The organism is uncultured Maribacter sp., assembly GCF_947500405.1.
Lineage (GTDB): Bacteria > Bacteroidota > Bacteroidia > Flavobacteriales > Flavobacteriaceae > Maribacter_B.
The window spans coordinates 133,807-159,280 of record NZ_CANMRY010000007.1 but is presented as its reverse complement, the minus strand read 5'-3'; the positions used below and the strand labels follow the sequence as shown (position 1 = coordinate 159,280).

Annotated in this window: 25 protein-coding genes and 1 tRNA gene; 6 read left to right on the top strand and 20 right to left on the bottom strand. The window is 32.1% G+C overall.

Going from position 1 to position 25,474, the window contains the following annotated elements:
- The first annotated feature begins 72 nt into the window (after positions 1 to 72).
- Positions 73 to 447, top strand: a complete 375-nt coding sequence (locus Q0945_RS11360) for a hypothetical protein (RefSeq protein ID WP_299434603.1) — start codon at positions 73 to 75, stop codon at positions 445 to 447.
- Between the two features lie 58 nt (positions 448 to 505).
- Positions 506 to 1,111 carry a hypothetical protein gene (locus Q0945_RS11355; RefSeq protein ID WP_299434601.1) on the top strand — a complete coding sequence of 202 codons (606 nt, stop codon included), beginning with the start codon at positions 506 to 508 and terminating at the stop codon, positions 1,109 to 1,111.
- A gap of 7 nt (positions 1,112 to 1,118) precedes the next feature.
- On the opposite strand, the gene corA is transcribed toward Q0945_RS11355, so the two are convergent.
- The 16 genes from corA to Q0945_RS11275 form a co-directional block, all read right to left on the bottom strand.
- Complete coding sequence (gene corA, locus Q0945_RS11350) at positions 1,119 to 2,174, bottom strand: magnesium/cobalt transporter CorA (RefSeq protein ID WP_299434599.1); 1,056 nt, start codon at positions 2,172 to 2,174, stop codon at positions 1,119 to 1,121.
- 130 nt (positions 2,175 to 2,304) lie between these two features.
- Positions 2,305 to 2,378: transfer RNA gene (locus tag Q0945_RS11345), tRNA-Arg, on the bottom strand.
- Positions 2,379 to 2,388: 10 nt separating this feature from the next.
- Positions 2,389 to 2,838 (bottom strand): GatB/YqeY domain-containing protein, encoded by a 450-nt coding sequence (locus Q0945_RS11340; RefSeq protein ID WP_299434597.1) that lies wholly within the window; start codon positions 2,836 to 2,838, stop codon positions 2,389 to 2,391.
- Positions 2,839 to 2,927: 89 nt separating this feature from the next.
- Positions 2,928 to 4,826, bottom strand: coding sequence for a cell division protein FtsZ (gene ftsZ, locus Q0945_RS11335; RefSeq protein ID WP_299434595.1), 1,899 nt, complete (start codon positions 4,824 to 4,826; stop codon positions 2,928 to 2,930).
- A gap of 44 nt (positions 4,827 to 4,870) precedes the next feature.
- On the bottom strand, positions 4,871 to 6,223 hold the full coding sequence (gene ftsA, locus Q0945_RS11330) for a cell division protein FtsA (protein ID WP_299434593.1): 1,353 nt from the start codon (positions 6,221 to 6,223) through the stop codon (positions 4,871 to 4,873).
- Positions 6,224 to 6,228: 5 nt separating this feature from the next.
- Complete coding sequence (locus Q0945_RS11325) at positions 6,229 to 6,948, bottom strand: cell division protein FtsQ/DivIB (RefSeq protein ID WP_299434592.1); 720 nt, start codon at positions 6,946 to 6,948, stop codon at positions 6,229 to 6,231.
- Entirely contained in the window at positions 6,938 to 8,290 is a 1,353-nt protein-coding gene (murC, locus tag Q0945_RS11320) for a UDP-N-acetylmuramate--L-alanine ligase (RefSeq protein WP_299434590.1), read from the bottom strand. The genes Q0945_RS11325 and murC overlap by 11 nt, the downstream gene beginning before the upstream one ends.
- A gap of 1 nt (position 8,291) precedes the next feature.
- A complete protein-coding gene (gene murG / locus Q0945_RS11315) occupies positions 8,292 to 9,383 on the bottom strand; it encodes an undecaprenyldiphospho-muramoylpentapeptide beta-N-acetylglucosaminyltransferase (protein WP_299434588.1) in 1,092 nt (363 codons plus the stop codon).
- Positions 9,370 to 10,572 (bottom strand): FtsW/RodA/SpoVE family cell cycle protein, encoded by a 1,203-nt coding sequence (locus Q0945_RS11310; protein WP_299434586.1) that lies wholly within the window; start codon positions 10,570 to 10,572, stop codon positions 9,370 to 9,372. The genes murG and Q0945_RS11310 overlap by 14 nt, the downstream gene beginning before the upstream one ends.
- A gap of 2 nt (positions 10,573 to 10,574) precedes the next feature.
- The gene (murD, locus tag Q0945_RS11305; protein WP_299434584.1) at positions 10,575 to 11,909 is read right to left on the bottom strand and encodes a UDP-N-acetylmuramoyl-L-alanine--D-glutamate ligase; all 1,335 of its coding nucleotides are present in this window, start codon (positions 11,907 to 11,909) and stop codon (positions 10,575 to 10,577) included.
- 2 nt (positions 11,910 to 11,911) lie between these two features.
- A complete protein-coding gene (mraY, locus tag Q0945_RS11300; protein ID WP_299434582.1) occupies positions 11,912 to 13,132 on the bottom strand; it encodes a phospho-N-acetylmuramoyl-pentapeptide-transferase in 1,221 nt (406 codons plus the stop codon).
- 15 nt (positions 13,133 to 13,147) lie between these two features.
- Entirely contained in the window at positions 13,148 to 14,611 is a 1,464-nt protein-coding gene (locus Q0945_RS11295) for a UDP-N-acetylmuramoyl-L-alanyl-D-glutamate--2,6-diaminopimelate ligase (protein ID WP_299434580.1), read from the bottom strand.
- Complete coding sequence (locus Q0945_RS11290) at positions 14,608 to 16,617, bottom strand: penicillin-binding protein (protein ID WP_299434578.1); 2,010 nt, start codon at positions 16,615 to 16,617, stop codon at positions 14,608 to 14,610. The genes Q0945_RS11295 and Q0945_RS11290 overlap by 4 nt, the downstream gene beginning before the upstream one ends.
- Positions 16,617 to 16,952 carry an FtsL-like putative cell division protein gene (locus tag Q0945_RS11285; protein ID WP_299434576.1) on the bottom strand — a complete coding sequence of 112 codons (336 nt, stop codon included), beginning with the start codon at positions 16,950 to 16,952 and terminating at the stop codon, positions 16,617 to 16,619. The genes Q0945_RS11290 and Q0945_RS11285 overlap by 1 nt, the downstream gene beginning before the upstream one ends.
- Positions 16,949 to 17,845, bottom strand: coding sequence for a 16S rRNA (cytosine(1402)-N(4))-methyltransferase RsmH (gene rsmH / locus Q0945_RS11280; protein WP_299434574.1), 897 nt, complete (start codon positions 17,843 to 17,845; stop codon positions 16,949 to 16,951). Before rsmH ends, Q0945_RS11285 begins: the two co-directional genes overlap by 4 nt.
- Positions 17,832 to 18,305: a division/cell wall cluster transcriptional repressor MraZ gene (locus Q0945_RS11275; RefSeq protein ID WP_299434572.1), complete on the bottom strand. Its 474-nt coding sequence runs from the start codon at positions 18,303 to 18,305 to the stop codon at positions 17,832 to 17,834. Before Q0945_RS11275 ends, rsmH begins: the two co-directional genes overlap by 14 nt.
- 261 nt (positions 18,306 to 18,566) lie before the next feature.
- Here Q0945_RS11275 and Q0945_RS11270 point away from each other — a divergent pair, with 261 nt between their 5' ends.
- Together Q0945_RS11270 and yihA are read left to right on the top strand one after the other, a co-directional pair.
- Positions 18,567 to 19,331: an alpha/beta hydrolase gene (locus Q0945_RS11270; RefSeq protein WP_299434570.1), complete on the top strand. Its 765-nt coding sequence runs from the start codon at positions 18,567 to 18,569 to the stop codon at positions 19,329 to 19,331.
- 11 nt (positions 19,332 to 19,342) lie between these two features.
- Positions 19,343 to 19,966 (top strand): ribosome biogenesis GTP-binding protein YihA/YsxC, encoded by a 624-nt coding sequence (gene yihA / locus Q0945_RS11265; RefSeq protein ID WP_299434568.1) that lies wholly within the window; start codon positions 19,343 to 19,345, stop codon positions 19,964 to 19,966.
- On the opposite strand, the gene Q0945_RS11260 is transcribed toward yihA, so the two are convergent.
- The 3 genes from Q0945_RS11260 to gldB all read right to left on the bottom strand — a co-directional run bounded on the left by Q0945_RS11260 (position 19,959) and on the right by gldB (position 21,715).
- Positions 19,959 to 20,315, bottom strand: coding sequence for a GTPase (locus Q0945_RS11260; protein WP_299434566.1), 357 nt, complete (start codon positions 20,313 to 20,315; stop codon positions 19,959 to 19,961). The two genes, yihA and Q0945_RS11260, sit on opposite strands and share 8 nt — an antisense overlap.
- Before the next feature lie 108 nt (positions 20,316 to 20,423).
- Positions 20,424 to 20,759 (bottom strand): gliding motility protein GldC, encoded by a 336-nt coding sequence (gldC, locus tag Q0945_RS11255; protein ID WP_299434564.1) that lies wholly within the window; start codon positions 20,757 to 20,759, stop codon positions 20,424 to 20,426.
- Positions 20,759 to 21,715, bottom strand: coding sequence for a gliding motility lipoprotein GldB (gldB, locus tag Q0945_RS11250; protein ID WP_299434562.1), 957 nt, complete (start codon positions 21,713 to 21,715; stop codon positions 20,759 to 20,761). The genes gldC and gldB overlap by 1 nt, the downstream gene beginning before the upstream one ends.
- Positions 21,716 to 21,808: 93 nt before the next feature.
- Here gldB and nadE point away from each other — a divergent pair, with 93 nt between their 5' ends.
- Positions 21,809 to 22,597 carry an NAD(+) synthase gene (gene nadE / locus Q0945_RS11245; protein ID WP_299434560.1) on the top strand — a complete coding sequence of 263 codons (789 nt, stop codon included), beginning with the start codon at positions 21,809 to 21,811 and terminating at the stop codon, positions 22,595 to 22,597.
- A gap of 173 nt (positions 22,598 to 22,770) precedes the next feature.
- Positions 22,771 to 23,400: a response regulator transcription factor gene (locus Q0945_RS11240; RefSeq protein ID WP_299434558.1), complete on the top strand. Its 630-nt coding sequence runs from the start codon at positions 22,771 to 22,773 to the stop codon at positions 23,398 to 23,400.
- Positions 23,401 to 23,459: 59 nt separating this feature from the next.
- Here Q0945_RS11240 and dnaG read toward each other — a convergent pair whose 3' ends face one another.
- Complete coding sequence (gene dnaG, locus Q0945_RS11235) at positions 23,460 to 25,439, bottom strand: DNA primase (RefSeq protein WP_299434556.1); 1,980 nt, start codon at positions 25,437 to 25,439, stop codon at positions 23,460 to 23,462.
- Between the last annotated feature and the right edge of the window lie 35 nt (positions 25,440 to 25,474).

Below are 25,474 nucleotides of genomic sequence, written 5' to 3'. Positions count from 1 at the left end.
TTTTAGCCTTTTAAGGTGTGTTTTACAGTGCTTTATAGCTTGATCTTTGTAGTGTTCTAAAACATTACAATTATGAAATATCAAATATTATTTATTACTATTACCTCATTATTTATTTCTTGTAGCAATGATAAAAAAGCTACCGAAACTACCAAACAATTTTCTAGCTTAAAATCTAATATTCTTCTAGAAAATAGTATGAACGCAAAGCTTCATAAGGAACACCATACGCTATTTATTTCTGGGAAAAATATTTTAGAAGGAACCGCTACTTTAAAAGTAACAAATACAAAAGGAGAAGAATTATCTTGTGCATCTTTCCCAGCAAAAAAGTTAATACATCAAGAATATAAAATGGCAAATTCTACCTTACAAGAACAACACCTAAGAGACGTTGTTAAAACCTTCTTTACCAAGGACGAAAACGACTCTATAGCAAACCTTTAAAATTGCACTAATACTACTTTTTATTCGTTAATACTATAATCATTAATATATAACCACCATGATAATATTCGGAAGCAGATCAGCATACATTGGTTCAAAAATATCTACAAATGCAATTTGCAGTAATTGCCAAACCCAAGGAAAAATTCGTTACAGCGTTTTTAGTAGCCACGCCCATGTTTTTTGGATACCAGTATTCCCAATGGGAAAGACTGGGGTTTCTGAGTGTCAACATTGTAAAAAAACACTTAGAGTAAGAGAAATGCCTGCACAAATGCAAAAGGAATGTAATGCCGTAAAAAAAGAAATGAAAGCTCCTATTTGGCAATTTTCTGGCTTGTTTATAATTGGTGCACTAATAGTTCTTGCCGGTTTTGCAAGTAAAAACGATAAGAAAAATGAAGCTGAATATTTAATAAAGCCTTTAGTAGGAGATATTTATGATTACAAAACAAATACAGACCAATACTCTACTATGAAAGTAGCTAAAGTAACTACTGACTCCGTTTTTGTTCAATTAAATGATTATGAAATAAGCCGAAGCAGTAAAATTTATAAAATAGACAAGGAGAAAAATTATGCAGATGCTATATACGGGTACTCTATAGATGAAATAAAGAGCATGTATGATGAAAGAATAATTATAGATATTGATAGAAATTAAAAATACTTTAAAGCCACTTTTTTCTTTTAAAATATAGTAGCATCCCTATAAAAATAACTACCATTACAGTTAGCAATACAAAATATCCATTTTCATACTTAAGTTCTGGAATATTTACAAAATTCATCCCATAAATACCCGCCAAGAATGTAAGCGGAATAAATATTACAGAAATTAGTGTTAGTAGTTGCATTACTTGGTTCATTTTAAGGCTCATCTCTGAAATAAATAAATCATGAAGGCCATTTAATATCTCTCTAGTAGCGTCTACGGTATCCATTACTTGAATAGTATGCTCATATAAATCTCTAACATACAATTGGCTAGAATGTTCTATAAAAGCATTGTCTGTTTTAGAAAACTTACTTATAGCCTCTCTTAATGGAGAAACAGATTTTCGCATAGACATTAGCTCTTTTTTAAGCTGATGAATTTTATTCTTATCCTGAACTTGTTGGTTCTCTATAATCCTTTTTTCTAAATCTTCTATTACTTCTTCTATTTCATCTAGAACTATATAATAGTTATCTACTATACTATCTATTAAAGCATAGGCAAGATAATCTGCTCCTCGTTGCCTAATTTTGCCTTTACCTGTATTTATTCTTTTTCTAACATACGCAAATAAATCACTATCTGTTTCTTGTACAGTTAACATAAAGCCACTATTAAAATATACGGCTACGTGTTCTTTTTTTATTTCTAAAAGCGTACTGTTAAAGCTAATAGAAGAAAGGGTAATAAAAATCCCATTTTCATACTCTTCAAACTTTGGTCTTTGATGAATATCTACTATTGCTTCCTGTATTAATGGATGTATTTCAAATATTTGTCCTACTTGTGTAATTAAATCCGTATCATGCATTCCGCGAATGTCATACCAATCTATTTTTTCACTAGAAGGTTTTTTTAGTATTGTTTTAGAATGGCTTTCTATTATTTGATCATTACAATAAGTTTCATTATAAGCCAAGTAATGCGTATGTACATTATCTACTTTTTTATTCCCTGTAAATACTACAGAACCAGGAGGTAGCCCAATTTTCTTATTGTGTTTTCGCATATATAAATATATAACTCTATTACTAGATTACATATAATATTTTAAAAAGCAATGATTTTTAAAAAGATTTACTTTTTTAGATAAAAAGTATACTAAAAAAAGGCAAGCAATTACATACTTGCCTTACTAGTGACCGCGAAGGGATTCAAACCCCCAACCCTCAGAGCCGAAATCTGATGCGCTATTCAGTTGCGCCACGCGGCCTTATGTATTTTTAGGAAAGTAATTTTTTTACAACAGTAGAAATAGTTTTTCCATCTGCTTGTCCAGATAATTCTTTAGATACCATACCCATAACTTTGCCCATATCTTTCATTCCTGAAGCTCCAGTAGCCTCTATAGTTTGTACCACTACTTTTTCTACTTCTTCCTCGGTTAATTGTTCTGGTAAAAATTGTTCTATTACAGCAACTTCTGCTAATTCTGGTTCTGCTAAATCTGCCCTACCTTGTTCTGTAAAAATAGCGGCACTATCTTTCCTTTGCTTAACAAGTTTTTGCACTAGTTTAACTTCTTCCTCTTCAGATAATTCTTTTTTAGAACCACTTTCTGTTTGCGCTAATAATAATGCAGATTTTATTGCTCTTAATGATTGTAATGCAACAGAATCTTTTGCTTTCATAGCAGCTTTCATCTGCTCCATAACCTTAGATTGTAAGCTCATAACTATAAATTTTTAGTAGTGCGAAGATAAAAAAATAAACCCGAAAATAATTTCTATTTTCGGGTTTAATAAACTTGGTAATACATTGCTTAATCTACATTATCATGTAAAAAAGAATTATTAGATCGTAACTGAATTTCATCATTACTATCGGAACCTAAAGTGGTTCTAGAAATTTTTTTTTCAGCCGCATTATTATTTAAATCAATTCCCTTTCTTTTATATGCAGGTTCTTTTTCTATCTCATCTACACTAGAGTTTCCTTGAAACTTATAATTGTAATCTTTTAATTTTCTTCTGCGTTCGTCTGCTCTTTCTTTTAAAAGCTCTTCTATTGGCTTTTCTAATGGGTCTACTTCTTCTTGTATAGCTTCAGGAGAAGGGCTTACTGTTCTTTTTTGAAACACCAACTCATCTTCTACAATCTTTGGCTCAAATTCTTCTGCTTTAGATTTTGCTCCTGTGAGTTTATTCTCCAGCTCCATATAGTCATCTAAACTATATCTTTTTTCTCCATCTTTATTGTATTCTAAAACAGGAATCACTTCTATATGCTCGTTTACGTCTACATCTTTAATATCATCATCTAAACTAAACGTAATTACATTCTCTTGTTCTTCTTTAGTTTCTTTTAATGGCATATCAAAACTCATAGCAAACATATCGTCTTCTTGCTTTGGTTTAACTTCTTCTGCATCTACCACATTCATATTCTTAATAGTATTTGAAGAGTCTATAATAATAAAATCATCTTCACTTACATTTTCTGCTACTACTTCATCATAAAACACATTAAAGTTTTTAATGTAGTTTGTTGTAGGGATTAAATCTAAATCACTATCATCTTCTAAAGTATGCGCTACAGTATTAGTAACTTTATCTTCAGAATCATCTATTAATTGGTGTACTATATTGTTTTGCGTTAAATCTTTTTCGGCTTTTTGACCATCTTCAAGTGTGTGAATAATTTTTTTAGATTCTGTATTCACAATATCATCTTGCTGGTCTACATTAAAACCCGTAGCAATAACCGTTACAGCAATTGCTTCTCCTAAATCTTCATCTTCACCAACACCCATTATTATGTTTGCTCCGTAACCTGCCTCTACTTGTATATGGTCATTAATTTCTCCTATCTCGTCAATAGTAATTTCTTGTGAACCAGATACTATAAGTAATAATACATTTTTTGCACCATTAATTTTATTATCATTTAATAATGGAGAGTCTAATGCTTTCATTATTGCTTCATTGGCTCTTGAAGATCCAGAAGCAACTGCAGAACCCATAATTGCTGTTCCACTATTAGAAAGTACTGTTTTAGCATCTCTAAGGTCAATATTCTGAGTGTAGTGATGTGTAATTACTTCTGCAATACCACGAGCAGCGGTTGCCAACACTTCATCTGCTTTAGAGAAACCAGCTTTAAACCCTAAGTTACCGTATACTTCTCTTAGTTTATTATTATTTATTACAATTAAAGAATCTACATTGGCACGTAATTTTTCAATTCCTAATTGCGATTGTTGTCCTCGCATTTTACCTTCAAATTGAAAAGGCATAGTAACAATCCCTACTGTAAGAACATCCATTTCTTTTGCGATCTTGGCTATAATTGGAGCAGCACCAGTTCCTGTTCCACCACCCATACCCGCAGTAATAAAAATCATTTTTGTAGTAGTACCCAACATAGCTTTTATGTCTTCCATACTTTCAATGGCAGCTTGCTCTCCTACTTCTGGGTTAGCACCAGCCCCCAATCCTTCTGTAAGAGAAACACCTAATTGAATTTTATTTGGTACAGGGCTATTATCTAAAGCTTGCGAATCTGTGTTACAAATAATAAAATCTACACCGTTAATACCGGCTTGGAACATGTGATTAATGGCATTACTACCGCCCCCACCTACTCCAACTACCTTAATAACGTTACTTTGATTCTTAGGTAAATCAAAAGAAATATTTTCAAATTCCGTGTTGTTACTCATGCTATTTAAATTACTGGTTAATATGTGTTCTTAATTCTAATGTTCTATTCTGCGTTATCTAAAAAGTCTTTCAGCTTATCAGACCATTTATCTAAAACAGATTTTCTAGGGGCTTTACTTTGTTCTTGCGGTGCTTCTAAATTACCATTTTCTACTAAAACAGGTTCTTCTTCAGTTACCGTATTATTCTCTTCTTGCTCTAAATTATTTAACTCTTCTATTCTTTTAATTCTAGCGTCATTCTCTATAGCATTCATTAATAAACCAACACTAGTTGCATATAATGGGCTTACTACTTCTTTATCTGAATCTCCTGCTAAATGCTCATTAGGATACCCTATTCTAGTATCCATTCCTGTAATATATTCTACTAATTGCTTTAAATGCTTTAATTGGCTACCGCCTCCTGTTAAAACTATACCTGCAATTAATTTTTTCTTTTGTTCTTCATGACCGTAGTTTTTTATCTCTACATATACCTGCTCAATAATTTCTACTACTCTTGCATGAATAATTTTAGAAAGATTTTTAAGAGATATTTCTTTAGGCTCTCTACCTCTTAAACCAGGTATAGATACTATTTCATTATCCTTATTTTCTCCTGGCCATGCAGAACCAAATTTTATTTTAAGAAGCTCTGCTTGTTTTTCTATAATAGAACAACCTTCTTTTATATCTTCTGTAATTACACCACCTCCAAAAGGAATAACAGCAGTATGTCTTATAATACCATCTTTAAAAATGGCTAAATCTGTAGTACCACCTCCTATATCTATTAATGCTACACCAGCTTCTTTCTCTTCTTGACTTAATACTGCATTAGATGATGCTAATGGCTCTAAAGTTATATTTCCTAGGTCTAAACCTGCACTTTTAATGCATCTGCCAATATTTTTTATAGAAGTTACTTGACCAACTACTACGTGAAAATTGGCCTCTAACCTGCCACCGTACATTCCAATAGGCTCTTTAATTTCTGCCTGCCCATCTACTTTATACTCTTGCGGTAACACATGAATAATTTCTTCTCCAGGTAGCATTATTAATTTATATACTTGGTTACAAAGTGTATCCAAATCATTATCATTAATAACTTTTTCGGAGTCGTCCCTAGAAATATAATCACTGTGCTGTAAGCTACGTATGTGTTGCCCCGCTATACCAACAACAACAGAGCCTATTCGTAAACCAGAATTTGCTTCTGCTTCCTCTACAGCTTGTTGTATAGATTTTATAGTTTGTGTAATATTATTTACTACACCTCTATGTACTCCCAAACTCTTAGATTTACCAATGCCAAGAATTTCGATTTTACCATATTCATTCTCCTTACCAATAATTGCTACAATTTTGGTAGTTCCTATGTCTAAACCTACTGAATAATTACCTTGTTCCATTGTTTCTATATTTTGGTGCACACTACTTGATTATTAAACTCTAGACTAACCATTGTAAAATTCTCCAAAGTTTTGTCCTTATTAGCCTTGGTATAAAAGGCTTTAAAATTGTTAAATTTTTCTTCCAAATTATCTACCCCACCCAGACTAACAACAAATTGTTCCATTCTAAATTTTAGTTGATAGTTATTTACATCTTTAATATGAATTCCTATTACATTTTTTCTTAGAAACTCATCCTCATTTATGTATTTTAAAATTTCATATACATCTTCTAAACTATCTCCCGATATTTTACCCGTAATAATTGGTACCCTAGCCGAGTGATTTCTGGATAACGGCATGCGTTTTCCTTCGTCATCTAGATAACAATTTGTATTCCCCGTAATTCTTGCGATTGGCTTTCGTTGAACAATTCTAGACGTAAGCTCCCCATCTACAGTAAGATACACTTGGGCTTTTTTCACCATGTCATTAGCTTCAATAGCCTTCTCCACAGTATTCAAAGCTAATTTTTCTTTTGAGACGTTTTCAAGGTTCCCGTAATTTTGTATTAACAATTTATTAACCATGCCTTGCGTAAGGTATAAATTGTCATTTCCAACAAATTCTATGTTTACTTTTTTAATATTTTTTTCTCCATTTCTATGATTAGAAAACGCGTACAAACCTAATAAAACAAGGCTTAAACCAAAAATCTTAATATAACTCCAATTAATTTTCATAGTGTAATTCTTTTTTTATTTTTTCTACTTCTAAACCAATATCTCCTGCTCCCATTGTAATTATTATTTCAGGGTTTTGTTGTTTAATTTCTGAAATAATATTTGCTTTATTAATTAATTTTTTATTAGGGTTTTTTATTTTTTCTAATAACCATTCCGAAGTAACTCCTTCTATAGGTTTTTCTCTTGCCGGATATATATCTAACAATAAAATACTATCAAACTTTGACAGACTTTCTGCAAATTCTTTAATAAAATCTTTAGTCCTTGAAAATAAATGTGGTTGAAAAATAGCTAACACTTTTTTCTTTGGATGCATTTCATAAATTGCATTGCAAACGGCATTAATTTCTGTAGGATGATGCGCATAATCATCCACATAAACTAAATTCTTGGTTTTAATTTGATAAGAAAACCTACGCTGTACGCCCTTAAATGTAGCAAGCGCATTAGCAAGGCGATTGGCAGGGGAACCAGCCTGTATCGCCATTGCAAAAGCAACTAAGCCATTTAACAAATTATGTCTTCCTGGCTTATTAAAAGTAACTCCCTTTATAACTTCATTAGGAGTTCCCAAATCAAAAATGTAGGCACCATGTTCTATTTTTAAATTTCGAATACAAAAATCCGAATCATCTTCTATTCCATAGGTTATACCATCTATAGGTAAACCATTACGCACAAACAGCTTCCCATTTGGTTTTATACGTTTTGTAAATTCTTTAAAAGAATTTTTCAATTCTTCTTCTGTTCCATAAATATCTAAATGATCTGCATCCATAGAGGTTATGCATGCCATACTCGGAGATAATTGTAAAAAAGAACGATCAAACTCATCGGCCTCCACAACGGAATATTCTGTTCCTTCTAAAAGAAAATTACTATTAAAATCTTCTGATATACCTCCTAAAAAAGCAGTAATGGGCGTTCCCGTTTCTTTTAACAAATGAGCCAAAATACTCGATGTCGTAGTTTTTCCATGGGTACCTGCAACTGCAAAACAAAAAGTATCCTTAGTAATAATTCCTAATACCTCTGAACGTTTTTTTATTGTAAAACCATTATTTAAAAAGTATTGATACTCCCCATGCGAAGTTGGTACAGCAGGAGTATAAACTATAAGTGTTTTTTCTACATCTAGGTATTCTGCAGCAATAGTATTTATAGCATCTTCATAATGTATTGCTATTCCAATTCCCTGAAGCTCTTGTGTTAATGGGGTCTCTGTTTTATCATACCCTGCCACATTTTTATTTATGAATTTAAAATAACGTGCTAAAGCAGACATTCCTATGCCTCCTATGCCTATAAAGTAAACGTTATGTATTTGTTTTAAATTCATTTTATTTTTGGAACAATATTTCTATTTGGTCTACTATATCTTTTGTAGCATTTGGTAATGCCATATTCTTTATGTTTTTAGCAATTTCTTCTTGCTTTTCTTTTGATGTAATTAAATCTGAAAAAATAGTATCAAAATCAGCCTCTAAATCCTTCTCCTTTACTAGTATAGCAGCATTTTTATCCACTAAAGCCATTGCATTTTTTGTTTGATGGTCTTCTGCCACATTTGGTGATGGTATAAAAATCACAGGTTTACCAACAATACTTAACTCAGATACAGAACCTGCACCTGCTCTTGAGATAATAATATCTGCACTAGTGTAAGCATAATTCATTTTATTTATAAAAGCCATTACTTTTATAGTGCCTGAATTGTATTTTTTATACTCCTCGTAATATAGCTTACCACACTGCCATATAATTTGTAAACCAGCTTCTTTAAAAAAATCTAGTTTTTTTTCTATTAATTGATTTATTCTACGAGCTCCTAAACTTCCTCCTAAAACAACTAATGTTTGCTTACTTTCCTGTAACTCAAAAAAACTTAAAGCCTCTTTCTTATCCGTAGTAAGCGCAATTAAATCTTCACGAACAGGGTTTCCCGTTTTTACAATTTTATGCGCTGGAAAAAATTTATCCATACCATCATAAGCAACACAAATTTTAGCTACAGCATCTTTTAAAAGTTTATTTGTAACCCCTGCATAAGAATTTTGCTCCTGTAATAAACAAGGCACTTTTCTCCCTGATGCAATTTTAAGTAACGGTCCACTAGCAAAGCCCCCAGTACCAATTACGGCGTTAGGTTTAAACTGCGATACTATTTTTCTTGCTCTTAACAAACTGCTTATTAGTTTAAAAGGAAACATTAAATTCTTTATAGTCAACTTTCGTTGTAATCCTGTAATCCACAAACCTTCAATTTTATATCCTGCTTGTGGCACTTTCTCCATCTCCATCCTATCTTTTGCCCCAACAAAAAGAAACTCTGCATTCGGGTATCTTTTCTTTAACTCGTTTGCTATGGCAATAGCCGGATAAATATGCCCACCTGTACCTCCTCCAGAAAGAATAAATTTATAATTGTCCACTTAATATTTCTAAAGGGTTAGCTTCATCTATATCTGCACTTATACTCTCTTCTATTTCGGTTTCTTTATTACTAACACTTAATATTATTCCTATAGCCAAACATATCATCCAACTAGAGGTTCCTCCCATACTAACTAATGGTAAATTTTGTCCAGTAACAGGGAATAATTCTACCGCGACAGCCATGTTAATTAATGCCTGAAAAACAATTGGCAAACCCACTCCTAAAACCAGTAATTTTCCAAATATTGTTGTACTTCCATTTGCTACTACTATTATTCTAAAAAGCAGTAATAAATAAAAAAACATCAACACAAAACCTCCTATTAAACCATATTCCTCTACTATAATGGCAAAAATGAAATCTGAAGAACTTTGCGGTAAGAAATTTTTCTGCACACTCTTTCCTGCTCCTTTACCAACTATACCTCCTGTTGCTATAGCTATTTTAGCTTTTTCTATTTGATAATCTGCCTCCGTATCTTCCGGGTTTGCAAAATTATCTACCCTACTCATCCAAGTATCTACTCTATTTGGAAACAAATCTGGCGCTGCCTTCGCTATAAGAATAAAAATTGCTAAAAAGGCTATTCCTGTACCTATAATTCCTAACAAATATTTAATAGGATACCCTCCTAAAAAACAAAGCATTAAGACCATAGAAAAAATTATTGCTGCAGTAGAAAAGTTTGCCGGTAAAATTAATATAACCGTTAAAAAAACTGGAACCCATAAAGGGAGTATACTCTCTGTAAAAGTGACTACTTTATCTTTTATTTTAGTAAGGTAACGAGCTACATAAATCATTAAAACCACAGCCGCCAAATTAGATGGTTGAAACCCTAAACCTACCAATGGTAAACGAATCCATCTGCTTGCATTTGTTCCTCCGCTAGTTGTTCCTTGTGCTAACGTAAATACCAATAAAATTAACACTACAGGCATTGCAATTAAGGAGAGCCCTTTAAAAAAATGCGTCGGTATTTTATGGACTCCATAAATAATTCCGAAACCTAAAAATAAAAGCAAAGCATGTTTTACTAAATGCCCCATAGTAGTGCCATTACCAACAACATAAACCAAGTTACTACTAGAGCTATATACTGGTAAAAATGAGAATAAGGCCAAAAGAGCAACAACTGCCCAAATAGCTTTATCTCCACCAATATTTTTAAATAAATTAAGCACTTTTATAAATTTTTAATTGCTGCTTTAAATTGATTTCCTCTGTCTTCGTAATTCTTAAACAAATCGAAGCTTGCACATGCAGGAGACAATAATACCGTTTCTCCACGACCAGCTATTTTATATGCCACTTTCACCGCTTCTTCCATAGCATATGTTTCTACCAACAAATCCACAACATTACCAAAGGCATCTATAATTTTAGAGTTGTCCTCTCCTAAACAAATAATTGCCTTTACTTTTTCTCTTACTAAAGACATTAGCTCTTTATAATTGTTTCCTTTATCTACACCACCAACTATCCAAACCGTAGCCGTTTTCATACTATCTAAAGCATAGTAAGTTGCATTTACATTGGTAGCCTTAGAATCATTTACATACTGTACATGATTAATTTTTAACACCTTCTCTAAACGGTGTTCTGCACCCTGAAAAGCAGCAATACTATTACGTATAGTTTCTTTTCTTATGCTCACCAATTTTGCAGCAGTAGATGCTGCCATTGTGTTTTTAAGATTGTGTTTTCCTTCTAAGGCCAAGGTCTCTGTCGTCATTTCTATAGTGTTATTTTGTGTCTTTATAATTATTTTTTCGTCCTGAATAAATGCTCCTTCTTCTAATTGTTCTTTTATAGAAAAAGGAATTAATTGAGACTTAACTGGGTTATTCTGTAACCATTGTACTATTACTTCATCATCTGCATCATAAATTAAATAGTCTTCTGGTTCTTGATTTTTTGCAATCCTAAATTTAGAAGCTATATAGTTTTCAAACTTATAATCATACCTATCTAAATGGTCTGGTGTTATATTCGTTAAAATAGCTATGTGTGGTTTAAAATCCACAATACCGTCTAGCTGAAAACTACTAATCTCTAAAACATAGTAATCATAGGAATTTTCAGAAACCATTTTAGCGTAACTATCTCCAATATTACCTGCCATACCAACATGTAAACCTGCCTCTTTAAAAATATAGTTTGTAAGCATTGTAGTTGTAGTTTTTCCATTACTACCCGTAATACCAATTATGGTTGCATTGGTATATTTTGATGCAAACTCTATTTCCGAAATAACAGGAATACCTTTTGCATGTAGTTTTTGTATTAAAGCAACTTTGTCTGGTATACCAGGGCTTTTCATTACTACATTGGCATTTAATATTTTAGATTCTGTATGAACCTCTTCTTCCCAATTAATCTCAAAATGTTTAAGAACGTTTTTATATTCCTCTTTTATTTTTCCTCTATCAGATACAAAAACTTCATATCCTTCTTTTTTTCCTAGAATTGCAGTTCCAACACCACTTTCTCCTCCTCCTAGTATTACTAACCTTTGCATTATTATCTTACTTTAAGCGTAACTATAGTTATAATAGCTAGCAAGATTCCTATAATCCAAAAACGAGTTACTATTTTACTCTCATGATAGCCCTTCTTTTGATAATGATGATGCAAAGGAGCCATTAAAAAAATACGTTTACCCTCTCCTGTTTTCTTCTTTGTATATTTAAAATATCCTACTTGTAATATGACTGAAATATTCTCTGCAAAGAAAATTCCACACAACACTGGTATTAATAATTCTTTACGTATTACAATAGCTATTACCGCAATTACACCTCCTATAGTTAAACTCCCAGTGTCTCCCATAAATACCTGAGCAGGAAATGTATTATACCATAAAAACCCTATTAAAGCACCCATAAAAGCGGTTACAAAAACCAACAACTCTCCTGCCCTTGGGATAAACATTATGTCTAGGTATTCTGAAAAAATATAATTACCAGAAACCCATGTAAATACGCCCAATGCAAACACTATTATAGCAGAAGTTCCTGCCGCTAAACCATCTATACCATCTGTAAGGTTAGCGCCATTAGAAACTGCTGTAACAATTAAGATTACAATAGGAATGAACAGTAACCATGCATATTCTTTAGCTCCATCTCCCATCCAAGAAATAAAACTACTATAGTCCATTTCATTATTCTTAAAAAAAGGAACTGTTGTCATGGTAGATTTTATGTCTTGCCCACGAACTTCCTCTACCGTAAAATTTTCGGTAATCATCGTTTTATTATGCTCACGCATAGTTACTTCTGGATGAAAATAAAGAGTTGCACCTACTATTAAACCCAAACCAACTTGTCCTAAAATTTTAAAACGACCTTTTAAACCTTCTTTATCCTTTTTAAAAATCTTTATATAATCATCTATAAAACCAATAATACCCATCCAAACTGTGGTTACTAGTAATAAAATAATATAGATGTTATTTAATTTTGCAAATAACAATACAGGAATAAGAGTAGCCATAATTATTATAAGGCCACCCATTGTTGGTGTTCCTGCTTTTTGCTTTTGCCCATCTAAACCTAAATCTCTAACCGTTTCTCCTATTTGCTGTTTTTGCAAAAACACTATTACGCGTTTCCCGTAAACAGTAGCAATAATTAAAGAAAAAAGAATAGCCATTGCAGCACGAAACGTGGTAAACTGGAACAAACTTGCTCCAGGAAATTGGTATTGTTTCTCTAAATATTCAAATAAATAATACAGCATTACTCTCTTTTTATCTTATTTGTTTAGGTCTGCTAAAAGCTCTTTAACTATTTTAAAATCATCAAAATACACCCTTTCTCCATTGGTTTCTTGATATGTTTCGTGCCCTTTGCCTGCCACCAAAATAATATCATTAGCCTGCGCAAATTGGCAAGCTGTTTTTATAGCTTGCTTACGATTTTCTATTGAAAGGATTTTTCTGAAATTTTGAGGTTCCACACCTGCTTCCATTTCTTCAATTATAATACTAGCTACTTCTGTTCTAGGATTATCGGATGTAAAAATGGCTTTATTACTCATCTCGGAAGCAATATTACCCATTACCGGACGCTTAGACTTGTCTCTATCGCCACCACACCCCACAACGGTGATGACGTTTTCATTTCCAGTCCTCAATGTATTGATTGTCTCAAGTACATTTTTCAAGGCGTCCGGCGTATGGGCATAATCAACTATTGCCGTAATTTTTTCTTTAGATATATAATATTGAAACCTACCATCTACATTATCTAACTCACTTAATAAGCGTAAGGTCTCCAGATTCTCTAATCCTAACAATTCCGCTGTAGCAAATATTGCAAGCATATTATAGGCATTAAAATGACCTATTAATTTAGTCCACAGCTCTTGTTCATTTACTTTTAGTAATTGACCATCAAATCTATTTTCTAATATTTGCGCTCTATAATCTGCATAAGATTTTAAAGCATACGTATATTTTTTTGCTTTAGTATTCTGGAGCATTACCTCCCCATTCTTATCATCTACATTGGTAAGTGCAAATGCCTTTTTACTTAAATTATCAAACAATACTTTTTTAGTATCTCTGTACTCTACAAAAGTTTTATGATAATCTAAGTGATCATGAGAAAGATTGGTGAAAATTGCTCCTTCAAAAAACAAACCTTCTGTTCTTTTTTGATGAATACCGTGCGAACTAACTTCCATAAAACAATACTCCACCCCAGCAATGTTCATTAAATTTAAATACTTATTAATAGTTAAAGCATCTGGCGTTGTATGCGTAGCAGGAAACTCTTTATTATCTACAACTATTTTTATAGTAGATATTAAACCTACCTTAAACCCTGCTTTTATAAATAATTGATATAATAAACTGCTAATAGTTGTTTTACCATTTGTTCCTGTAATACCTACTAATTTTAAGTTTTTTGATGGCGTATCATAAAAATTAGAAGCCATAATTGCTAAAGCACTATTTCCGCTACCTACTTCTACATAGGTTACTCCATTAACCAAAACTTCTGGCAATGTTTCACAAACTATAGCTTTAGCACCAGAATTAATAGCAGTTTCTATATACTTATGACCGTCCGTAATTGTTCCTTTAATAGCCACAAATACATCATCTAAACTTACACTTCTAGAATCAAAACATACAGCATTAACCAAACAATTAGTGTCTCCACTAACTGCCGATAGGCTTACCCCAAATAATATGTCTTTAAGTAGTTTCATGAAAGTACTAGTACTATTTTGTTTTTTACTTTACTTATTTCTGTTCCTTTAGATATCGACTGTTTTTTTACTTTTCCGTTTCCTTTTACCTCTACATTAAGCCCTAGGTTCTCGAGTATAGCAATGGCATCCATACCACACATACCTTTTACATTTGGCACTGTAGTCTGTTGTTTTTGCACTTGCTCATAATATTTTTGATACGAAGAATCTAAATTTTTATTCTTAACATCTTTCATATTAATCTCATCTACTAAAGGAGATGTAGCGTAAACTTTTTGTGCGACAGACTTAAATACTGGTCCAGAAACATCTGCACCATAATACCCAACACTCTTATCTGGTTCATGAATAACTACTATACAAGAATACTTAGGGTTATCTGCAGGAAAGTAACCTGCAAAAGTGGATATATACTTTAGTTTATCTGGGTCTTTAGAAACATAGTCTTTTTGACAAGTCCCTGTTTTTCCTGCCATAGAAAAATTAGGAGAATACAACCCGTGCCCTGTTCCATGTTTCTTTTCTACTGTATTTTTTAATAACCGCTTTACTTTAGATATGGTCTCTTTAGAGCATATTGACGGGTTAAGAACTTCTTTATCAAAAACCTCTATAGTTCTATTCCATTCTTTTACTTCTTTAATCAGTCTTGGCTTTACCATTTCGCCATCATTAGCAATAGCATTATAAAACGCTAAGGTTTGCATTGGAGTTAGCGCAACTTCATAACCATAAGCCATTTGTGCCAAAGAAAGACCAGACCAACCTTTATCTCCTGGATAACGAATAACTGGTTTCCCCTCTCCTTTTATAGGCATACCTAATGTTTTATGCAATCCCATATTCATTAACCTATTTACATAGCGTTCTGGGTTTTCTTTATACCCGTTATGAATCATTTTAGCAAATGCCGTATTAGAAGAAACTTCAAAAGCTTTAGACATAGTAATTTTACCATAGCCGCCATGCTTAGAATCTCTTACTCTATGCTTATAAATTTTCCAATATCCTTTTTCTGTATCTTTTACAGTGCTGGTATCTATTATACCATCTTCTAAAGCAGCAACAATATTCATTAACTTAAAAGTAGAACCAGGTTCATGAGATTCTCCTATTGCATAATTAAGACGCTCGTAATATTTACCCTCTTTAGTTCTTCCTAAATTAGATATTGCTTTTACCTCGCCTGTTTTAGTTTCCATTACAATTACACAACCGTGATCCGCTTTATAATAATCTAGCTGCTTTAATAAAGCATGATGCGCTATATCTTGTATGTTTACATCTATAGTAGAAATAACATCGTACCCATCTTGTGGCTCTACAATATTATCTGTACCAATAGGCTTCCATTGTCCTTTTGCTATTTTCTGTTTTAAACGTTTCCCTTCTACCCCTCCTAAATACTGTCCAAAAGCTCCTTCTAAACCTACTCTTGTGTAATACCCATTTTCATCTACGCGCTCATAACCTACACTACGTTCTGCTATTTTACCCAAAGGATGCTCTCTAACTGTTTTTTGCTCCACAATTAAACCTCCTTTATAAGGCCCCATTTTTAATAAAGGAAATTCCTTTATTGCCATATAATCTGAGTAATCCAGATTTCTAGCTAATAACGTATAACGGTTTTTATTAGCCTTTGCCTTACGTAATAGTTGCTGATAATAGGAAGGTGTATTCCCTAAAAGTTTTGCCAATGCATTAGATAAAGGTTTTACATTTTCATTAAATGTTTTATCCTTTACAGTAACCGCATCAAAACGAATAGTATACCTAGAAACTGATGTAGCCAATAAACTACCATCATCAGAGTACAAATTACCACGATTAGGCGCTATAGTAAACATTTTAGAAGTACGCTTGTCTGCCAAGTTCTTATACTTATCTCCATGCACCATTTGTATACTCACCAGTTTAAACATAACAGCGACAGCAAAAAGGAAAAGCCCTCCTGCTACAAAGTATAATCTTGTTAATATACTTTTATCTGTTACTGGCATTATTGTATTTCTGTGTTTAAAGATTTAACCATTATTTTTTTTGGAGGTGTTTCTGAAGGATACAAATTTGCTTCTGCTAACACCTCAGTTATTTTTGATTCTAACTTTAGTCTTTGCACATCAGAACGCACATCTACAAACTCACTTCTTAGCTCACGTACTTGCTCATTTAATGCCGCAATTTTATGCACCTTAGTATCTGCGCTGTGCGAACTACCAATCATTATTGTTGCCAAAAAAGAGGCAAAAATGATAAAGAGCCAATTTTTTGGAGCATCACCACTCACTAAAAACTTACCCTTTAAAATATCTAATATGCCTTTCTTTACTTTCATAGTTTTACCCCTATTCTAAGCTTAGCACTCCTTGCCCTATTATTTTCTTTTATCTCTTCTCTAGAAGGAACTATAAGTCCTCCTACTTTTTTAAATGGAACATCTACATTACCGTAAAAATCTTTCTCTGGCTCCCCCTCAAATTGCCCTGCTCTTATAAATCTTTTTACCAATCTATCTTCTAGAGAATGATAACTTATTGCACTTAACCTACCTCCTGCATCTAACAAATCTGGTGTTTGCAACAAAAATTCTTCTATTACTTGCACCTCTTGATTTACCTCTATTCTAATTGCCTGGTATATTTGCGCTAATATTTTATGCTCTTTATGTTGCGGCAAAAATTGTTTTAAAACCTCTTTTAAACCTTCGGTTGTCTTTATTTTAGCCTCTTCTCTTTTTTCTATAATCTTATTTGCCATTGCATTTGCGTTACGCAAATCGCCATATTGAAACAAAACCTTTCTTAAATCATCAAAAGAATACTCATTTACTACACTGTATGCAGAAACCATATTTTTTTTACTCATACGCATATCTAAATCTGCGTTAAACCGAGTAGAAAAACCTCTTTCTGCTTTATCAAATTGATGTGACGAAACTCCAAAATCTGCCAAAATTCCATCTACCTTTCGAATGCCATAGAACTTTAAAAACTGTTTTATATATCTAAAATTCTCATTAATAAGTGTAAACCTATCATCCTCAATTACATTTACCAGAGCATCTTCATCCTGATCAAAAGCAAACAACTTACCGTTACTTCCTAGACTTTTTAATATTTCTCTAGAATGTCCTCCTCCTCCAAAAGTCACATCTACATAAACACCATCTTCTTTAATATCTAGCCCATCTACAGACTCCTTTAACAAAACAGGATTATGATAACTCATTATTAGGTTTTCCAGTGTTTCTTACTTTTCTTGCTAGACTAACCTTCTCTTCTTTAGATGCAGATATCCTAGCATCATAAAGGTCTTTATCCCAAATTTCAATACGTTTTCCTATTGGCGCTAACACAACGTTTTTTGTAATACCTACTGCTGTTATAACATCTTTAGGAATTAACAACCTACCATTAGCATCAATCTCTACTTGTCTTAAACTGGCAGTATATTTTCTAATAAAATCTATATTTTCTTCCTCGTACCTACTTAATTCATTAAGCTCTCGCATTACCGTATTCCACTCATTCATAGGATACAATTCCAAACAATCTTCATAATAAGAGCGCTTAACTACAAACCCATTATTCAATACAGGCGCGATTTGATTTCTAAGACTCACAGGCAACATTACCCGACCCTTAGCATCAGCTTTACAATTAAAAACCCCAAAGAAAAATATATCCAAAGCGCGGTATTTACTTTTTACAACTCAAATATATATATTTTATTACCACAATTTACCACAAAATACCACTTTGTTAATAAATTTTAGCTTTTTTGAGAAAAACAGGGCTCAAAAAGTAAAAAAAGAGTTGTTTTTAAAAATTTAGAGCTAATGTTTTGAAGACCAATTAGATTACAGATTCTATTCCGTAACTAAAAAAGGGTAAAAAACTATTCTATATAATTCCCTATATTTGCCGACTAAGACCACAAGCATCCTTGAATGGAAGAAGAAATAATAACGGAAGGAAAATTTAAGTATATAGAGAAAGGAGAAGGTACTGCTATAATTATACTACATGGTCTAATGGGCGGTTTAAGCAATTTTCATGGCGTAACAGAACATTTTCCTAAGAAAGGATATAAAGTTTTGATCCCAGAATTGCCTATCTATGATATGCCTATGATTAAAACCACTGTAAAAAACTTTGCTAAATATCTAGATAGTTTTATAAAATTCAAAAAACTTAACAACGTTATTCTTTTAGGCAATTCCTTAGGAGGCCACATAGGACTATTATATACAAAACTATACCCACAAAATGTTAAAGCGCTTGTAATAACAGGCAGCTCTGGGCTCTATGAAAGTGCTATGGGCGACGGTTATCCAAGAAGAGGAGATTATGAGTTTATAAAGAAAAAAGCCGAAGGCGTTTTCTATGACCCAGCTGTAGCTACTAAAGAAATAGTTGATGAAGTTTTTGAAACGGTAAACGACCGTATGAAACTTGTAAAGACGTTAGCAATTGCAAAAAGTGCTATTAGACACAATATGTCTAAAGATCTAGCCAAAATGCCTACACCTACTTGTATAATTTGGGGAGAAAACGACAACGTAACACCCCCGAATGTTGCAAATGAATTTCATGAATTGTTACCAGATTCCGATTTATTTTGGATAGAAAAATGTGGTCATGCACCAATGATGGAGCATCCAGAAGAATTTAATACAATTTTAGATTCTTGGCTAGAGAAACGTAATTTCTAACACCTATTTTAATGAAAATAAAGTCGGCCGACTTTGTGATAAGCAATACCGAGGTTTCTAGATGCCCTAAAGAACCTTTGCCTGAGTACGCATTTATTGGAAGGTCTAATGTTGGAAAATCTTCTTTAATAAATATGCTTACAGAGCGTAGAAGTTTAGCAAAAACATCTGGAAGACCAGGAAAGACGCAACTAATTAATCATTTTAAAATAAATGAAAATTGGTTTTTGGTAGATTTACCAGGCTATGGCTATGCTAGAGTATCTAAAAAAGATAAAAACACTTTTCAAAAATATATTACTAATTATTTTACGCAAAGAGAACAACTTGTTTGTTCCTTTGTTTTAGTGGATGTTCGCCATACACCACAAAAAATTGATATGGAATTTATGGAATGGATGGGCGAAAACGGAATACCTTTTTGTATCATTTTTACCAAAGCAGACAAGCTTAAACCTAAAGCTATTGAAAAACAAGTACAAAGCTATATAGATGTATTACTTGCAGATATTTGGGAAGAAGCTCCTCTGCATTTTGTTACCTCTTCTAGCAAAAGATTAGGAAGGGATGAGGTTTTAAATTTTATAGAAAACATAAACCTTGATTATTTTAAAAGGCAAAAAGATTCTATTTAAAACTACTTTTAATTACGTTTATTAAATCCTGAGGTTTTTTTAAAGCATTTACTTCTTCTGATTTTAAAAACACCTCTATTTTATTATCCTTACTTTTAAAAATAATTGGAAAATTATATTTTTCTTTAGGTTTATACACTTCTAGAAACTCATTTTTATGTAGAAATTGCATCTCTATATTTGTTTCTGTTCTAAATTTTTTCCAAACTTCCTTTTCAGAAAAAACACCAAAAGTAATATCACACAAATTACAATCATATGTTTTTGGACTCACAATCTTATGCAAACTATCTATTACACTATTATGCCAACCAGAGTTCGCATTATAAACTAAAATTAATTGCTTCATTCTTTTAATTTTAATTTCTAATTTGTCTTAGTAACAAAGTTAATACTTACATGAAAACAAAAAACCGCGATAAGCGGTTTTTAAGAAACAATAACTATTAGCTACTATTTATTTTTTCAGTTCTAATTTCTCCGCAAAATATTCACAAAAATCTTTCATGGTAGCTGTCATTTTTTCATCTTGTGTTGCCTTCATAAACGTATCAGACATAGCAACTAAGGTTTGATGAAAAAAGACTTTCATCTCATCAACAGGCATATCTTTAGTCCATAAATCTATTTTTAAAGATTCTTGATTTTTACTATCCCATACAGAAAGTAACATTGCTTTTATTTCTTGGTTTTCTACTCCGCCATCCTCTGCCGACCAGTTTAATTTTTCAGGTACACGATTTTCATCTAACCCAACTTTAAGTGTAATTTCTGATGTATGTAATTCTGCCATTATTTTTTTGGTTTGTAATTCGATTTTTTGAAAATTTCTTCTGCCGATACTGGCATTAATTGCACAAGAGATAAATCATTTTTCTCCATAAAAGATTTTACAATCTGCCAACCTATATAACGTCCTATACGCCCTGGAGATTCTTTATCTAACTCTAATCCAAATTTTGAAAATGGAGCTGGGTCTAAAAAACGCTTCCTTAAATTATTATTTGTACTATACAAATATTCTTGCTCTACAAAATTTCGCCATATAGGTTCTTCATTTGCTATAGCCCAATTTAACTGTTCTTCTGTATATCCTATTTTTATTGCATCTGTAGCATTAGGCAATAACTTATTTTTTAAATATAATTCTTTACCATAATATATTATTTGCGCTAAAAAAGTACGATCTCTAGGCTTTGGAACTGCTTTATTTGCAAAAGCACTTGCTATGTTACTAACAATATACTCCCTATCCATTCCCTGAGAAATATAGCGTTGAATACTACTATAAAACCTATGATCTTGTCCTAAATAATTATCCAAACCAATGAACAACAAACTATCTGCCAAAATAATTCTATTGTTATAATCCACATCATTTGTTACTGTAATAATGTGTGGGACTTTATATTTTGGAAAGTAATATTTTACGTGTTTGTAAAAATCTTTTAATTGCAAGGTTTCTTTACTAAAATCTGAAAACTCAGAACTTACCTCTTGCATTAATTCTTGCTGAATAGTATCTTGCATTTTTTTTACCCAAACACTATCTGGAGCAGGAAATAAATAAGGGTATTTAGCTCTTAATTTAGGTAAATCATTAGGATTTGCCTCTGAAAACTCTTTATCAAAACGAGAGATAGATACGTTCACTTCTAGTTTAGCAATCTCTTTTTCAGTTTTATCTTCTTCTTTACAGCCAAAAAATAGGATAATTAATGACAATAAGGCAAAAATGTGTTTTTGCATACAAAGTAATTTAAGATACATTTTAATATTTAAGAACTAGGTCTTAATTTTAGAGGCAAAGTTAGTAGTTTTAAATCAAATAATAATATTTCTATGCAAACAGAAAAAGTAATAGACCACATTGTAGGCTGGTTAAAAGACTACGCAACAAAAGCAAATTTAAAAGGTTTTGTAATAGGTATTTCTGGCGGTATAGATTCCGCTGTAACTTCTACTCTATGCGCCAAAACTGGACTAAAGCTTTTATGTGTAGAAATGCCAATACACCAAGCAGAAAGCCAAGAAGATAGAGCCTCTAAGCATATAGAATGGTTACAAAGTAATTTTCCTAATGTTAGTCGCCAACCTGTTAACCTAACCCCTGTTTTTGATAATTTACTAGAGGTACTTCCTGCTGTAGAAAGTGAAGAAGAACGCTTTATGTCTTTAGCTAATACAAGAGCTAGGTTACGCATGACAACTTTATACTATTTTGCTGCATTACATGGCTATTTAGTTGCAGGAACAGGTAATAAAGTAGAAGATTTTGGTGTTGGATTTTACACAAAATATGGCGATGGAGGAGTAGATTTAAGCCCTATTGCAGATTTACTTAAGACTGAAGTTTACGCTATTGCAAAAGTTTTAAATATAAATAATGACATACAAATAGCTGCGCCAACTGATGGTTTATGGGGTGATGATAGAACCGATGAAGATCAAATTGGGGCTTCTTACCCTGAACTAGAATGGGCTATGAAAATGAATGATGATGAGAAAAAAGAATCTGATTTTTCAGGCAGAGAAAAAGAAGTGTTTAAAATATTTAAAAAACTAAATACTGCTAACCAACACAAAATGAACCCAATACCAATTTGTATAATTCCAGATGTGTTAAAATAAGTAGTTTAACTGATTAAAACACAAATAAATCGAATATTCCTACAAAAATTACGTTAGTTAATAAAAATATTTAACCTTTAACTTCATAATTAAATTTTTATGCCTTACATTGCATGTCAGACTTATTGAGCCAGATAATGCCTTGATATAGCTTAATTTAGAAAAAAAAAGAAATGATTAAAGTACTTATCGCGGACAACCACCCCATTATCCGCATGGGCGTTAAAAATGTATTAGATTCTACTTCAGAATTTGAAGTTATTGCTGATGCATCAACTACAGCTGAGCTTTTTCAAAAATTAGAAGAAGTTACTCCAGATGTAATTATGTTAGAAATGGATATACCTGAAATAAATGGTATAGCTACGTTAAGAAAAATTAAAAAAGAATACCCTGAAGTTAAAGTATTAATGTACAGTGGACAATCTGAAGATGTTTATGCATTAAGCTCTATTAGAGCTGGCGCATTTGGATATTTATCTAAATCTTCTGATGTAGATTATATAGTCACTGCAGTACGTAAAGTTAGTGAAGGTAGTATGTTTATTACCAATGAACTTGCACAACGTTTAGCTTTTGATGAAGGTACACAAAAACCAAGAAGGTTCTTTAGAAAATTATCCACAAGAGAAATAGAAGTTCTTAAACTTTTAGCTAGTGGAAAAAGAAATAAAGATGTTGCAATTGGTTTAAATCTTAATGAAAAAACTGTGAGCACCTATAAAGCTCGTTTAATGAAAAAATTAAACGTAGATAATATGGTAGATTTACTACAACAGGCCAAAGCGCTAGAGTTGTATTAAAATATTTTTTACTCCTAAAAAAGCCTGATGTTCTATCAGGCTTTTTTTATGCTATTTTTTTAAGAAAAAACTCTATTTAATTTTCTACTTAATAACTTATTTAAATTAAGATAGTTTAGGATTTCTTCTAAAATCTCGCTATTATCCTCTGTATGATCCGCAGTTTTACCCTGCAAAGCTTCCATTCTTTTCTTTATTAAATAACAACGTAAGGTTAAAATAGTTTCACTTACTAATTGCGCTATTTCTGTTTTTTTATCTTTCGGATAAATATCTTTTCGTTCCCAATTATGTAGCGTATACTTCTCCTCTTCCATTAAAATAGAAGAAATTTCTGAAACTGTATCTTGTTCTAAATTTGCTATAAAAGTATTTACAGCAAAATCTTCCTTCTCATTAAGTTCCTCTATTAATTTATAATAAATAGCCCTAAAGCCTTCATTTGCTAATTCTATTTCATCATCCTGCAGGTCTAAATAAATTTTCTCGTAGACTTTAATTTCTGATAATTCTGGCTCTAACTCTAAATCTCCTGCTTCATTTTCTTTTAACACCAAATCTTCAAAAGAATGTACTTCATTACCATATAATAACAATTGTTCAATAATTTTTTTTTCAAGTACATATTGCACATCTACTTTTTCTTGTACCTCGGTATTCTTAACAACAGAAAAAGCTTTTTGTTCCTCCTTTTGTTTATTTACCGCTTCTTTCTGGTCTTTTTTTCCAATTTGAGCAAGCGTATTAAAAAGTACTGCTTCGGAAACATTCATGATTTGTGCACATTCTTGAATATAAATTTCCTTTTTAATACGGTCTGGAATTTTAGCAATACTATTTATAATATCTCTTACCGTATCTGCTCTTTTTATAGGGTCATTATCTGCCTCTTTCATTAAATGAGAGGCTTTAAATTGTATAAAGTCTTGAGAGTTATCTTTTAAATAAGCAACAACTTTCTCATAAGAATTGTTTTTAGAAAAACTATCAGGGTCTTCTCCTTCTGGGAATGTACATACTTTTACATTCATCCCCTGTTCTAAAATTAAATCTATACCTCTAAGTGATGCTCTTAATCCTGCCGCATCTCCATCAAACAAAACTGTAATATTTTTAGTTAATCTATTTACTAAACGTATTTGTTCTGGAGTTAAAGCTGTACCGCTAGATGCTACTACATTATGTATCCCTCTTTGGTAAAATTGAATAACATCTGTATACCCCTCTACCAAATAACAATTATCTTCTTTAGCAATGGCTTGCTTTGCATAATAAATACCATAGAGCACTTTACTTTTATGATAAATGTCGCTCTCCGGAGAATTTAAATATTTGGCTGCTTTTTTATCGTTACCGAGAATACGGCCACCAAATCCTAACACTCTACCACTCATAGAATGGATAGGAAACATAACTCTACCTTTAAACCTATCAAACTTTTTAGAAGTTCCAGGGTTCTGCGTGTCTTCTTTTACTATAGTTAGTCCTGTTTTCTCTAAATACTTAAGTTTATACCCTTTATCTAGTGCTGCAAGTGTAAAACCATCCCATTTATCTAAACAATAACCTAGTTTAAACTTTTTTATAATTTCCTCTGTAAAACCTCTTTCTTTAAAATAAGATAATCCAATAGCTTTCCCTAACTCTGTATCCCAAGCCATTTCTGAAAAATGTTTTTGCGCAAATTCTGAAACCAAATACATACTTTCTCTCTCACTGGCTTCTTCTTTTTGCTCGTCTGTACGTTCGGTTTCTTCAATTTCAATATTATACTTTTTGGCTAAGTATTTTATTGCCTCTGGATATGTAAAATGTTCATGCTCCATTAAAAAAGCAACGACATTACCTCCTTTACCACTACTAAAGTCTTTCCAAATTTGCTTTACAGGAGATACCATAAAACTTGGCGTACGCTCATCACTAAATGGACTAAGGCCTTTAAAGTTAGTTCCTGATTTTTTCAATTGTACAAAATCACCAATAACCTCCTCTAAACGAGCAGTCTCATATACTTTATCTATGGTTATTTTAGAAATCAATCTTAAAAAAGGTTTTATTTTTTGATATTATGTAA

What these genes read in the sequence shown, in the direction of transcription:
- yihA (WP_299434568.1), top strand. Translation starts at nt 19,343, where the DNA reads ATGAAAATAAAGTCGGCCGACTTTGTGATAAGCAATACCGAGGTTTCT.
- Q0945_RS11290 (WP_299434578.1), bottom strand. Translation starts at nt 16,617, where the DNA reads ATGCCAGTAACAGATAAAAGTATATTAACAAGATTATACTTTGTAGCA.
- mraY (WP_299434582.1), bottom strand. Translation starts at nt 13,132, where the DNA reads ATGCTGTATTATTTATTTGAATATTTAGAGAAACAATACCAATTTCCT.
- gldC (WP_299434564.1), bottom strand. Translation starts at nt 20,759, where the DNA reads ATGGCAGAATTACATACATCAGAAATTACACTTAAAGTTGGGTTAGAT.
- Q0945_RS11340 (WP_299434597.1), bottom strand. Translation starts at nt 2,838, where the DNA reads ATGAGCTTACAATCTAAGGTTATGGAGCAGATGAAAGCTGCTATGAAA.
- Q0945_RS11270 (WP_299434570.1), top strand. Translation starts at nt 18,567, where the DNA reads ATGGAAGAAGAAATAATAACGGAAGGAAAATTTAAGTATATAGAGAAA.
- murD (WP_299434584.1), bottom strand. Translation starts at nt 11,909, where the DNA reads ATGCAAAGGTTAGTAATACTAGGAGGAGGAGAAAGTGGTGTTGGAACT.
- Q0945_RS11295 (WP_299434580.1), bottom strand. Translation starts at nt 14,611, where the DNA reads ATGAAACTACTTAAAGACATATTATTTGGGGTAAGCCTATCGGCAGTT.
- gldB (WP_299434562.1), bottom strand. Translation starts at nt 21,715, where the DNA reads ATGCAAAAACACATTTTTGCCTTATTGTCATTAATTATCCTATTTTTT.
- Q0945_RS11240 (WP_299434558.1), top strand. Translation starts at nt 22,771, where the DNA reads ATGATTAAAGTACTTATCGCGGACAACCACCCCATTATCCGCATGGGC.
- nadE (WP_299434560.1), top strand. Translation starts at nt 21,809, where the DNA reads ATGCAAACAGAAAAAGTAATAGACCACATTGTAGGCTGGTTAAAAGAC.
- Q0945_RS11360 (WP_299434603.1), top strand. Translation starts at nt 73, where the DNA reads ATGAAATATCAAATATTATTTATTACTATTACCTCATTATTTATTTCT.
- Q0945_RS11325 (WP_299434592.1), bottom strand. Translation starts at nt 6,948, where the DNA reads ATGAAAATTAATTGGAGTTATATTAAGATTTTTGGTTTAAGCCTTGTT.
- corA (WP_299434599.1), bottom strand. Translation starts at nt 2,174, where the DNA reads ATGCGAAAACACAATAAGAAAATTGGGCTACCTCCTGGTTCTGTAGTA.
- Q0945_RS11260 (WP_299434566.1), bottom strand. Translation starts at nt 20,315, where the DNA reads ATGAAGCAATTAATTTTAGTTTATAATGCGAACTCTGGTTGGCATAAT.
- Q0945_RS11355 (WP_299434601.1), top strand. Translation starts at nt 506, where the DNA reads ATGATAATATTCGGAAGCAGATCAGCATACATTGGTTCAAAAATATCT.
- murC (WP_299434590.1), bottom strand. Translation starts at nt 8,290, where the DNA reads ATGAATTTAAAACAAATACATAACGTTTACTTTATAGGCATAGGAGGC.
- Q0945_RS11285 (WP_299434576.1), bottom strand. Translation starts at nt 16,952, where the DNA reads ATGAAAGTAAAGAAAGGCATATTAGATATTTTAAAGGGTAAGTTTTTA.
- ftsZ (WP_299434595.1), bottom strand. Translation starts at nt 4,826, where the DNA reads ATGAGTAACAACACGGAATTTGAAAATATTTCTTTTGATTTACCTAAG.
- ftsA (WP_299434593.1), bottom strand. Translation starts at nt 6,223, where the DNA reads ATGGAACAAGGTAATTATTCAGTAGGTTTAGACATAGGAACTACCAAA.
- rsmH (WP_299434574.1), bottom strand. Translation starts at nt 17,845, where the DNA reads ATGAGTTATCATAATCCTGTTTTGTTAAAGGAGTCTGTAGATGGGCTA.